The sequence below is a fragment of the Bacillota bacterium genome, assembly GCA_012727955.1.
Taxonomy (GTDB): Bacteria; Bacillota; Limnochordia; order DTU087; family JAAYGB01; genus JAAYGB01.
The window spans coordinates 1-11,510 of the sequence record JAAYGB010000040.1 but is presented as its reverse complement, the minus strand read 5'-3'; the positions used below and the strand labels follow the sequence as shown (position 1 = coordinate 11,510).

At 51.8% G+C, this 11,510-nt stretch carries 13 protein-coding genes and 1 tRNA gene; 11 read left to right on the top strand and 3 right to left on the bottom strand.

Annotated features, from left to right (window positions below):
• Positions 1-16 precede the first annotated feature (16 nt).
• Positions 17-817 (top strand): hypothetical protein, encoded by an 801-nt coding sequence (locus tag GX030_07625; GenBank protein ID NLV92244.1) that lies wholly within the window; start codon positions 17-19, stop codon positions 815-817.
• Between the two features lie 109 nt (positions 818-926).
• Here the strand turns inward: GX030_07625 and GX030_07620 are convergent, their stop codons facing one another.
• From GX030_07620 to GX030_07610, 3 genes are all read right to left on the bottom strand, one after another.
• Positions 927-2,174 (bottom strand): glucuronate isomerase, encoded by a 1,248-nt coding sequence (locus GX030_07620; GenBank protein ID NLV92243.1) that lies wholly within the window; start codon positions 2,172-2,174, stop codon positions 927-929.
• Positions 2,175-2,323: 149 nt separating this feature from the next.
• Positions 2,324-2,785: a peroxiredoxin gene (locus tag GX030_07615; GenBank protein NLV92242.1), complete on the bottom strand. Its 462-nt coding sequence runs from the start codon at positions 2,783-2,785 to the stop codon at positions 2,324-2,326.
• Between the two features lie 107 nt (positions 2,786-2,892).
• Positions 2,893-3,270 (bottom strand): VOC family protein, encoded by a 378-nt coding sequence (locus GX030_07610; GenBank protein ID NLV92241.1) that lies wholly within the window; start codon positions 3,268-3,270, stop codon positions 2,893-2,895.
• 176 nt (positions 3,271-3,446) lie between these two features.
• Between GX030_07610 and GX030_07605 the strand changes: the two genes are divergently transcribed.
• From GX030_07605 to GX030_07560, 10 genes are all read left to right on the top strand, one after another.
• On the top strand, positions 3,447-3,911 hold the full coding sequence (locus tag GX030_07605) for a MarR family transcriptional regulator (protein NLV92240.1): 465 nt from the start codon (positions 3,447-3,449) through the stop codon (positions 3,909-3,911).
• A 40-nt stretch (positions 3,912-3,951) separates the two neighbouring features.
• Positions 3,952-4,638: an ABC transporter ATP-binding protein gene (locus tag GX030_07600; protein NLV92239.1), complete on the top strand. Its 687-nt coding sequence runs from the start codon at positions 3,952-3,954 to the stop codon at positions 4,636-4,638.
• A gap of 5 nt (positions 4,639-4,643) precedes the next feature.
• Positions 4,644-5,879, top strand: coding sequence for an ABC transporter permease (locus tag GX030_07595; protein NLV92238.1), 1,236 nt, complete (start codon positions 4,644-4,646; stop codon positions 5,877-5,879).
• A 16-nt stretch (positions 5,880-5,895) separates the two neighbouring features.
• Positions 5,896-7,146: an ABC transporter permease gene (locus GX030_07590; protein NLV92237.1), complete on the top strand. Its 1,251-nt coding sequence runs from the start codon at positions 5,896-5,898 to the stop codon at positions 7,144-7,146.
• 44 nt (positions 7,147-7,190) lie between these two features.
• Positions 7,191-7,946 carry an outer membrane lipoprotein-sorting protein gene (locus GX030_07585; GenBank protein NLV92236.1) on the top strand — a complete coding sequence of 252 codons (756 nt, stop codon included), beginning with the start codon at positions 7,191-7,193 and terminating at the stop codon, positions 7,944-7,946.
• A 41-nt stretch (positions 7,947-7,987) separates the two neighbouring features.
• Entirely contained in the window at positions 7,988-9,067 is a 1,080-nt protein-coding gene (locus GX030_07580; protein ID NLV92235.1) for a hypothetical protein, read from the top strand.
• A gap of 89 nt (positions 9,068-9,156) precedes the next feature.
• Positions 9,157-9,885, top strand: a complete 729-nt coding sequence (locus GX030_07575) for a DUF421 domain-containing protein (protein ID NLV92234.1) — start codon at positions 9,157-9,159, stop codon at positions 9,883-9,885.
• A gap of 46 nt (positions 9,886-9,931) precedes the next feature.
• Positions 9,932-10,007 (top strand) — tRNA-Arg (locus GX030_07570).
• Between the two features lie 361 nt (positions 10,008-10,368).
• Positions 10,369-10,524 carry a hypothetical protein gene (locus tag GX030_07565; GenBank protein NLV92233.1) on the top strand — a complete coding sequence of 52 codons (156 nt, stop codon included), beginning with the start codon at positions 10,369-10,371 and terminating at the stop codon, positions 10,522-10,524.
• 721 nt (positions 10,525-11,245) lie between these two features.
• The coding region (locus tag GX030_07560; protein NLV92232.1) for an HNH endonuclease at positions 11,246-11,510 on the top strand (265 nt) is incomplete at its 3' end.

Genomic DNA, 11,510 nt, shown 5'->3' with positions numbered 1-11,510 from the left:
GCTGGGGGATCGACTGTTGTACGATGACTACATGCTGACCCGGGAAACCTTGGCAACCCAGATTCGCCTCTACTTGGCCGTTCGCCAAGTCAACGAGGAAAAGGGCTTTGATTTCTGCGGCATCAAGGGGCAGCGGGAGATGTCGGAGTATGTTTGTATCGCCGACGTTGCCGAGATGCTGCTTAACGACCCCTACGACTGGAACGGCCCGAAGGAGCCCACCGTCTGTGCCACTGAAGCCGATGCCAATGCCGCCATCACGATGCAGATGCTAAAATACGTCTCCGGAGGACTGCCGGGTCTCTTTATGGACGTTAGGTTGTACCACCCCGACAAAGACCTGTGGGATTGGTGCAACTCCGGTAACCACTCCAGTTACTATGCCAACCTGAGTATGGATCCCAAGGACAACTTCGAAAAAATCACCTTCCATCCGGCCTTGGATCTTTACTTTAAGTCCGGAGGAGCTTCCGTGGAATTCAACGCGGCAGCGGCAGAGATGACCTTTGCTAGACTGGGTATCTGGGACGACAAACCCTATATGGTCATCGCCAAGGGAGAGACGGTGGAACTTCCTCCTGAGGAAGCCAAAGCCCTCAACGACCAAACGGATCCCACTTGGCCCCATGCCCACGTCCGACTGGAGAGCTCCTTCCAGGAGTTTCTCACCGTCTTCCCCTGCAACCACATCCAGGGGATGGTTGGCGACAGGGTGCGAGCCTTGACCTATCTCTGTGAAATCACCGGCATCACCCCGATTGTCCTCGGGGATGCGGGACAGGAACGCTTGGCTCCCCTGTGGGAACGCCTGGGGTAGACAACACCTAGCAACTAATTGAATGTGGAGATAAAAAAGCCTTGGCGCAGGTTCAAACCTGTCCAAGGCTTTTTCATTCTACCTCTTATCTAACTCCTTATTAAGTCCGTTAGCCCTCTAGGAAGGTCCAGAGGTTACCGCCAAGGAGTTTGGCCACATCCCTTTCGATTTCTTCACGGGTGACAAGCCAACCGGTATCAGCCAAGTCCTCATACTTGTCAGCAAGGACCTTAGCGATGATTTGACGGGAGTGGGCCCACTTGTAGATGAGTTGATCCAAGACTCGGGCGTCGGAGTGTTGGGGAATCACGCTGGAGCCCAGAAGCTCAAAGCGCATCCGAGTAATCTCCTCGACGAGACTGGGGTTATTCAGGAACCACCAGCACCCGAAGACCATTAGGTTACGGAACTTACGGGCAGCCACCGCCAGTTCATGCTGGTTCTCCCGGGACAACATGGTGACCATGAACTTGTTGTCGGGATAGTTGCGGCAGAGGTATTCTACTGCCGTGATATCGGACTTGCCCACGGCATCGCCGGCAACTTGCAGGCCAGGATTGGCCGAGCGTTTGACGCCAATCATCAAGGCAAAGGGAACGTTGGTCTCCCTCGATACCGGCAGGACGCACCGCTCAATGACCTTTGCCATATCGGAATCCTCGGGATACCGGAAGGTATAGGGCAAGGATACCGCCATGTATACCGGCTTCATCCTACCGATCCAATCCTTCAGGAAGCGCTGCACCTCTGCTACCGTTGGCTCCGTCAACCCTACCTCTACCTTGTAACCCCATTCCGCCAACCGTCTACAGGCGTTGGGCCAATCAATCAGCAGGGGATCTAAGCGCAGGGCTGCCAGGAACCGCTCGTCGGTACAACCGCCCTTCTCCAGCCACACCCTTCGCTCTGCATCATCGAAGGGGTCATTGGTCATGATGGCCTTGGAGATGTTTCCTACTTCAAATACTTTGTCAACGTACTCTTCCACCGTTAGGTTGGCAAAATACTCCCGATAAGAAGCCACATCTCGGCTTGAAACATCTAAACCCAACTTGTGCAGGGTAGTTAGCACGCCCCGGGCGGCTTCACTGTAGGGGCTGTTATCCAGGAACAGCCGCTGCCAAATCAGATCCGCCTGCTCCTGCTTACCCATGGTCCAATACTGCTCATAGGGCATCGATTCAATTCTCATCGTCTCCGCGATGAGATAGTGATAGGTTACCAGCTCGTCAAATCCCCAGAGAAGCAGATCACCAAAGTCCGGGGAATACAGATGGGTGTGGATATCCACTACCGGAGTACTTTCAACGACCTCAGACACTACCTGGCGCAGATCTTCCCGTTTCACTACTGTCATTGCAACACCCTCCCTTTGTCATCGTATTTCATCGGATTTACCGCTTATATCCTTCTTCGCCAGTTACTAGACTCCTGGAAACTATCCCAGCTGGAGAGAAAAAACTGGCCCTCTACGTCCATGGTAGAAGGCCAGTAGTTCTGCTTTTTCTAATTCAACTTTGTTATCGCTTCCCTCACGGCATCGGCATGTCCATCCACCTGAACATCATACCAGATCTGGGCCAATCGCCCCTCCCCATCGATTAGAAAGGTGGAGCGAACAAATTCCCAACTTTCTTGCTCAGAGTTCTTTGTCCGCCGGTAGACACCATAGGCCTTGGCAACGGCCAAGTCCTCATCACTGAGCAGCGGGAAATTCAGGTTGTACTTGTCGGCAAACCTTCTATGGCTGGCTGCACTGTCCTTGCTCACCCCAAGGACCACAGCATTCAATGTTTGATACTCCCTTAGGTTATCTCTGAAGCTACAGGCTTCTATCGTGCATTTAGGGGTATCATCCTTGGGGTAGAAATACAGTACCACGTTCTTACCGACGTAGTCCTTTAGGTTAACTACGGCTCCATCCTGATCAGGCAAGCTAAACTTGGGAGCTAGATCCCCAATTGCCAGCTTATTGGACATAGATTGCACCTCTCTCCCCATGGAAATGGCTTCAGGTCATCTATGCCCGACCCGCAAGGGTTTAAACCCCACCCTCGACAAGGGTTCCTAGCCTTTTACTTCGCCGGCTGAAACAGCTCCAATCTCTCCCCGTCGGGGCCGTAGAAGAAAAGAATCCGATGGTCGTTGAAAATTGTCTTGGGCTCGGGATCAATTAGTTCAACGTTATGTTCCTTCAACTTAGCATACATAGCGTCGATATCCCGCACGGTAAAGGTCAGATGATCGACGATACCATGGGTGCGTTCGCCAACGTCAAATTCCAAGAGTTCGATCTGGGAATCGCCGATTTGAATGAATCCAATCCGACCGTTGGGAGTTTCCACTACCTCCCTCAATTCAAGGCCGAGGACATCGCGATAGAAGGCCACAGACTTGTCTAGATCCGCTACATAAATGCCAATATGTTCGATCTTCTCCAATACTGCTGCCATGAATTGGCACCCCCTACAGTTTGATGCAGATATTTTCTCTATCATCCCACTAGGGTCCTTTAGTGATACCGGGAAATTCCCTTTAGTTTCCAGATTGCCCTTGTTCATTCAATCAATTCGTTTAGTTTATACTAAACATAGTAAACGGGGTAAATGTTGAGGGGAGGTGAGATGCCGTGCCGACCGAGGAAGAAATTCTCTTAGTGGAAGAATTTGGTACCATCTTTGCTCAGTACTGTTCCTCTCGATCCGCCGGTCGCATTCTGGGGTGGCTCATGATCACCGAAGAACCCCAATCCCTCGATGACATCGCCAAGGGTCTTAAGGTTAGCAAGGCAACGGTAAGTAACAACACGCGACTCTTGGAGCAGATGGGTCTGTTGCGGAAGATTGGTATTCACGGTGACCGCAAGGACTACTACCACGTTGCCGATGGGGTGTGGACCTCGACGCTGGCTGCGGGATTGCAGAAGCTGACAGCAATGCAGCGACTGGCACAGACAGGGCTAAAGCTCAATGCTGGCCCCAAGTCTCAAACGCGCTTTGCTGAAATGAATGACACTATCCAATTTCTGACCGACGGCTATCTAAAGCTGCTAGCGGAGTATCAAAATCACAGAAAGGATAAGAACCCGTATTGAAGAAAGCCAGAAAACCCTGTGGAAATGGAGGTAATCAACTATGGCTCTTCTCGAGCTGAAAGGCATCACCAAGGACTACTACCAAGGGTCCGTCAGAGTGCCGGCCCTGCGGGGAATTGACCTGAGCATTGACTCCGGTGAATTTACATCCATCGCTGGACCTTCAGGCTCTGGCAAGACCACTTTGTTGAACTTAATCGGCTGCCTGGATAACCCAACCTCCGGTGAAATCACCTTGGAGGGTAGGCCCCTGGCAGACTTGACCAAAAGGGAGCTTGCCGATGTGCGCCGCGAAAAGATCGGATTCATCTTCCAATCCTACAACCTGATTCCCGTTCTTACCGCCTACGAAAATGTGGAGTTTGCCCTAGCTATGCAAGGCACCTACTCCCCCCAGGAGCTGCGCAAGAGAGTGATCGATATCCTGGATGCCGTGGGGCTAGAGGGACTATACGACCGCAAGCCCCAGGACCTCTCCGGCGGACAACAACAGCGAGTCGCCATTGCCCGGGCACTGGTCAAGGAGCCCAAGTTGATTCTCGCCGACGAGCCCACCGCCAACCTCGATTCAGAAACGGGAAAGTCCATCATCCAGCTGATGCAGCGAATGAATCAGGAGAAAAACGTCACCTTCATCTTCAGTACCCATGACCCCATGGTGATGGAACATGCCCGGCGCCTGATCACGGTGAAGGACGGGAGAATCGAAGCCGACGAAAGGAGGTAACAGCGGTGTATTGGTATCTAGCCAAGCTGGCCTACAAAAATCTTGTGCGCCAGAAGCGAAGAACCTTAGTCACATGCCTTACCCTTTCCGTTGCAATCCTATCGTACATCGCCACCGATGGTTTACTGGCCGGTCTCGATCAGATGGCAATCGACAACCTCATCTCCTACGAAAGCGGCCACATCCAGGTACTGGACCCCCGATATCTCGACGAACGGGATGAGCTGCCTCTCGAATATACCTTCCCCGTCGGAGAGCTTCCTCAACAGATATCCAGTGTCGAAGGCGTAGAGGCGGTGACACCAAGGATTACCTTTTCCGCCCTACTGAACAACGGAATGGACGAACTCCTGGTGGTGGCCCTGGGTATCGACCCCGATACAGACCCTCGGGTTTTCAAGCTCCCGGAGCACATCACCGGTGAAATGTTTGAGCCGGAAAGCTATCAGGCGGTAATCGGCGAGTCCTTGGCTGACCTGATGGAGTTGACCATTGGCGATTATTTCACTCTGATCACAAAAACTAAGACGGGAGCCTTTCAGGCCATCGATGTGCAGATATCCGGACTGGCCAAGACCCCCCATCCAGAGATAAATCTTTCATCGGTGTTTATTCCCTATGATGTCGCGGCAAAGGCTTTAGGGATGCCCGGACAGGCAACGGAGCTCTTTATCCGCATCGGCGATGGCCAGGATGTCGACGGCGTTACTGTGGCAGTCAATCAAGCTTTGGACGCATCTGCTCCCGTCAGAGCCTATAGCTGGCGAGAGGTGTCGGCAGACTTTCTGGCTATGAGTGAGTCGGAAGCACAAATCATGGGCGTCTTCTTGGGACTAATTCTCCTCATCGGTATAGTTGGTGTGGTCAACACTGTTCTCCTGGGCGCGATGGAACGAGTGAAGGAGATCGGAACGATGAAGGCCATGGGACTCCAGGAACGAGAGATTATCATGGAGTTCGCCTTCGAAGCTTTGGGAATTGGAGTGTTGGGCTCCTTGGTCGGAGTGGCTCTCGGCGCCCTGCTCAACTGGTTTTTGGTGGACGTTGGGATGGACCTCACCTACTTTTTCGGTGATATGTCCGTGGGCTATCCCGTCACCGGAAGCATTCACTCCGTGTGGAACCCGCAGACAATGGTGCAGAGCTTTGTCATGGGGGTCTTGATATGCCTCGTCGCCAGTTACCTACCGGCCCGAGCGGCAGCTGTGAAGGACCCAATCCAGTCGCTGCAGGCTCACTAAAGGAGGGACAGATGCAATGATCTTACGGATGGCTATTCGCAACATCAACCGCCATCGCATGCGATCTATACTCAGTTTCTTGGCTATTGCGCTAGGAGTTCTGGTAGTGATCTTAACAAAGTCAATGGTCGATGGTCTCGTGGACTCCGTTACCCGCAACAGCGTGGAGTTAACCTCAGGGCACGTTCGGATCACCCAACGGGAGTATCGGCCGAAGGAACGCCTCCTTTCCCTTAACTACCCCATCGATGGATTTTCCGGAGAAGGTATTGGGCCAATGGTAGAGACCCTTCGCCAAGAGCCCATGGCAGTCACCGTTTCTCCCCGCATCAAGTTTGGGGCCATGGCGGTGAAGGATGATGACACCGTGAGCATGATCGGTCTAGGTGTGGAGCCGGAGGTGGAAATGAAACTAGCCAATCTTGACCGCTATCTACATGCCGGCCGGTTTATCAAACCTGGAGCCCGGGAAGTGGCGATGGGCTCTAAGCTGCTCAACAAACTTGGCTTAAAGGTCGGAGATCGGGCCACACTGCTTTTCAGCGATGCCTTTGGTTCGATGCAGGGATACAGCTTCGATATCGTCGGTGAGCTCCGCAGTGGACTGGAACTACTTGATGGGCACCTTGTCTATCTTCCCTTAGATACTGCCCAAGGGATTCTTAACATGCCCGATATGGTGACAGAGATCCTCATCAAGACGAGACATGAAGGTCAGACCAAGAAGCTCCACGGCCAGATAGAGGCAATTCTGAGTGAGCACAACAGCTTGGATTACTACGAGGCGGTGCCTTGGTACGATCAAAGCGAACTGCTCTCCTACATCAGCATGGCCAAGGTTATCTACAACCTCGTGTACTTCTTCATCTTGGGACTGGCTAGTTTTGTAGTAATTAACACAATGATCATGATCGTCAATGAGCGAACTAGGGAAATAGGGATGCTGGCAGCCCTGGGGCTTCGGCCAAGGCAGATCCTCAGGCTGTTTATGCTAGAAGGCACCCTCCTGGGGGTCACCGGCAGTGCCTTAGGGACTATCTTCGGCGGGTTTATCGCTCGAACCCTATCTATTACCGGTATACCCTATGAAGGGATAGAGTCCATCGGCGCAGAGTTTCTGATGACTCCAACGATCTATCCGCAGTTCTCCCTTGGTATATTGGCCTTCGCATTTGTTGCCGGTTTGATCATAACTGCTATTGCGGTATATATCCCCGCTCGAGGGGCGGCACGGCTGGATCCCACCGAGGCCCTGCGGACCTCATAGTCGGTATCAACTTCAACAAAAGAAAACTAAGGAGGCAGATCACCTTGAGGAAGCTAATAGCCCTTCTGGTTATCTCGTTGGTCTTAGCTGCCACGACAACAGTCGCCTTGGGTGAAGAGCTATCTGGTCTGGAGATTATGACCAAGGTCGACGAAAACGGCTACTTCCCCACTGCTTACTCCCGAGCAAAAATGATTATCCGGGCTCGGAACCGTGAAATGGTCAAAGAAATGGAGATGTGGAGCGAAGGAGATACCCGTTCCGGACTGGTAACTTTTCTCAATCCCGGGGACCGAGGAAGTAAGTATTTGAAAATAGAAGACGAGTTGTGGATGTTCTTCCCTCACGCCGACGACCTCGTCAAGATTTCCGGGCATATGCTTCGCCAGGGAATGATGGGTAGCGATTTTTCCTACTCCGATGCTCTCGAAGCCGACAAACTGACGGAACTTTATACCTTCACTGTAGTTGATGAAGAGGAAATCGATGGTAGACCCACCTATGTTATTGAAGCGGAAGCTCTCCCCGGTGCAGAAGTATCCTACGCCAAGCGTAAGGGCTGGATTGATCAGGAGAGATTTGTGCCCTTGCGAGAGGAGTTGTACGCGGTAAGTGGAAAGCTACTCAAAGTCAGCACCACTAAGAAGGTGGAGTACATCAACGGGCGCTATATCCCCACAGAAGTAGTGATGGAGGATCAACTTAAGCGCAACTCCTCCACCACCATGATCCTCACGCACATCGAGGTGGGGGTTGAGATTCCCGAAGGACTGCTCTCCCTCCGGTCCTTGATGCGTTAGCGCCTTTGCTGTAGAACATTATCTCATTGGAGAGGTTGGATATGTTGGAAAGAGCCACTACACAACTAATTAGAACCAATGCTGTTATCTTAACTGTCCTCCTAATCCTAGCCGTTGTCAGCTTTCCCACACTGGCCGCTAGCCCTTGGTTCGGCGGAGATTGGGAATCCTCACTGCGAGGAGTAAAGACCGACGGAGATTGGGAGTGGGATCCCAGAACGGAATTGACCCTGCAGGCCAGCTTGCGGGATAGTAATGTCCGATTCTTTGCCGATGTCAGCGGATGGATAGAGCAAAGGGGCGAGGATTGGTACTCCGATGCCGACGTTAACCGGTTGTATGTGCGGATGTTCTTACCCAAAGTTGACTTAACCTTGGGTAAGCAGCAGATTAACTGGGGTACCGGTCGGGCCTGGAGTCCTTCCGATATCTTCAATCCCCCCGATGCCCTAAATCCCGACCGACAGCGCAACGGAGTAACGGCAGCGCTGCTTACCATCTCCCATGGACCCTTGGCCTACACTTCCATGGTTCTGGCGGAGGATCCCAAGAGCGATGATCTGGCCATGGGAATGCGCTACCACGGATACACCGATGGCATAGATTGGTCGGTATTCCTGGCTACCCGTAAGCAGAATCCAATCCTAGGTGGAGACCTGGCTATGGACCTGGCTGGGCTAGGAGTACATAGCGAACTCACCTACGAGCCGGATTTCCCCTATGATGATGGCGGGCGCTTGCTGTGGCTGATGGGCTCTGATTACAGCTGGGCCAAGGGCAAACTAGTCTGGATGGGTGAATACCTGTATGATTCCACCGGTGCCAAAGACCCTAAGGATTATAAGTGGTGGCGACCAGGAGTACTGGCCAATGCTACCCTCGGGAGACACTCTTTGTTTAACCAATTAACCTACGCCTACGACGACTTTAACAGCGTCTCTGTCCATCTACTCAGCAACTTAGTAGATGATTCCCAGGCGCTGACCCTAAGTCACACTTCCATCCTGGATACCCATTTGCAGTGGGACATCCAAGCTACCTATTTTCTTGGCGACCCCGGCACGGAGTACGGAAGTCATGCCGACATCATGGTTGGTACGGGAATCACCTACAAGTTCTAGCAAGGCAAGCACAATCTAGCGGTACCTTTCATATCCCCAGGAATTCCTGGGGATATTACTATCTACCCTAGAGATTGTGAGGGATGGACATGCCCTTCTGGACGGGACAATCCTCTTTGACTGCCCTACAGTGGATCGCCCGAGCCGCAACTGCCTACGGGTTCCTGCTCCTCATGACAAAACTGATGGGGCAGCGGGAGATGGGACAGTTGACCCTGTTTGACTTTGTTTCTGCTGTCACCGTTGGGAGCATTACCGGCGGTTTTCTCTCTAGCTCGGAAACCACCTTAGTCGCCTACGTCAGCGCGGTGGCTGCCTTGGCCTCAATCCATATTCTGATCTCTATCGTCTCCCTCAAGGCTCCCAGACTGCGTCGCGTTGTCCAGGAAGAGCCCTTGGTCTTGGTGCAAAACGGGCAGATTCTGGAAGACACGATGCGCAAGACCAGAATTAATCTAGATGATCTGATGATACAGCTAAGGCAAAGGAATTACCCCAACTTAGCCGATGTTGAGTTCGCCATTCTCGAGACCAACGGTCAGATCAGTGTCATCCCCAAGTCCCAGGCAAGGCCGGTGACACCCAGGGACCTGCGGCTGCCGACTTCCTACGAAGGTCTACCTACGGTGTTGGTTCAAGATGGTGATGTGCTGCAAGACAACCTGAAGGAAAACCAGTTGACCAAGGAATGGCTAGAGGAAGAGCTCAAGGAGTATGGAATAACGGACATTAGTGAAGTCCTCGCGGCTGTCTTAGATACCCAAGGAAGGTTATATGTGAGTAAGAAGGATCAAACCAACGATGACTTCTGGAACTGATACATTTACATCGCCGATTTCCTGTGGTATACTATATAACGTATTCGGCCCCGTAGCTCAGGGGATAGAGCAGCGGTTTCCTAATCCGCGTGCCGCAGGTTCGATTCCTGCCGGGGCCGCCATTTTGAAAATGCTGTTGTAGAGCCACTTTAGCGGTGGACAAAGGCAGGAATAAGTCACTGATGTAAGCATTGAGTTGTACTCTCTTCATGGTGATATTCTGTCTCTGGCCGCACGAGGAGGCTCTTTTTTTGTGGCAAAGAAAGTGAATACTCGTTTTGGTTTGGTAATGGTAGGGGTAATGAAGGGACAGAATCGTTCCAGGATTCAACGAACTATCGACGGTAAGAAGTATCAGTTTGTGGCTAGGAGTGTGTCCAGAAGTACGAAGAGTTCGCAGCTAGGTGTGTCTTGGGGCACCCCCCTCCAGAGCGTCTCCCCGAGCCTTCCATGGGGCGTGTGGTTCCTACAATTGAGCAATACATGCGAGAATGGCTGGACAGCCGAATCAATTATCGCGATACGACGAGACTTAGAAATAAGAACATTATCGAAAAGCACATTATACCTGCTTTTGGGGAACTCAAACTGAATGAGTTAGACGCTAGAAGCATCTCTATTTCGGTATCTCAATTTTAGCGCCATTAAGCTCACTGTTTCCTTTAACCTGGACGTGGGATGTGGAGACAAACAGAGGAGAAATTAGTAAGGCTGGGGAGGGAGAAAGATTGGATGAACGAATTCGGTTGGAGTTGAATCGTAGAAGAGCTATGTATGACCAACTTGCTAGAAGCTACACCGGTTTGCCCGGAATTCCGCCACAATTACTCCGGGACCTTAGAATATATGGAGGCTATCAGGGTATCTATTATGATAAAGCAAACACTTCGACTCTAGTTGGAGGTGCAGGCGGAGTCACTGTGAGTATACTCCATACCGGTCGCCATTACCCGGATGACTTATCGGACACCCATATCATCTATCATTATCCAGAGACTTCGCGGTTTGGACATGATAGGGCGGAAGTATTGGCCACCAAGAACGCAGGTCGTCTAGGAATACCAATTTTCGTCGTAGCGCATTCGTCACAAGACGAAGCATTGCGAGGTCCGTAGGTCTCGTTCAAGAATGGCATGATGAAGCCGCTATATTCCTGATAGCGCTGTCGAAGGAGTGGGTAGAGCCTACAAGTCCAAGGCTTAGCCGTGACGACGAGTTGCCCCGGTTTGAACTTACTACACCGCGAAGAAGTAGAGAAGTATCCAGACGTGAAAGGTCAAATAATCAGCCCTTGTTTAAGTTTAACGTGTTGAGGCGCTACGGTTCCAAGTGCGCGGTTTGCTCTGTAAGTAGAGTCGAGATGTTACAGGCTGCACATATTCGGCCTGTAGCGGAAAACGGTAGTGATGACCCGAGAAACGGCGTAGTCTTATGCGCCAATCACCACCTAGCCTTTGACGCAAATCTGTTTGCTTTTGACCCCGAGACTCTAGAGGTGGTCTACAAGCCAAGCGGTGTTACAGGAGCTGACCTGGGCATAACAATTGAATCCCTGAGACACCTAAAAAACAAACCTCATCCAGATGCTTTGATGTGGCGTCATACCTATTGGAAGAGGCATGTGG

Excerpts from the sequence above, each read along its gene's own strand:
- GX030_07620 (NLV92243.1), bottom strand. The coding sequence starts at position 2,174 with ATGACAGTAGTGAAACGGGAAGATCTGCGCCAGGTAGTGTCTGAGGTC.
- GX030_07610 (NLV92241.1), bottom strand. The coding sequence starts at position 3,270 with ATGGCAGCAGTATTGGAGAAGATCGAACATATTGGCATTTATGTAGCG.
- GX030_07600 (NLV92239.1), top strand. The coding sequence starts at position 3,952 with ATGGCTCTTCTCGAGCTGAAAGGCATCACCAAGGACTACTACCAAGGG.
- GX030_07590 (NLV92237.1), top strand. The coding sequence starts at position 5,896 with ATGATCTTACGGATGGCTATTCGCAACATCAACCGCCATCGCATGCGA.
- GX030_07580 (NLV92235.1), top strand. The coding sequence starts at position 7,988 with ATGTTGGAAAGAGCCACTACACAACTAATTAGAACCAATGCTGTTATC.
- GX030_07575 (NLV92234.1), top strand. The coding sequence starts at position 9,157 with ATGCCCTTCTGGACGGGACAATCCTCTTTGACTGCCCTACAGTGGATC.
- GX030_07565 (NLV92233.1), top strand. The coding sequence starts at position 10,369 with ATGCGAGAATGGCTGGACAGCCGAATCAATTATCGCGATACGACGAGA.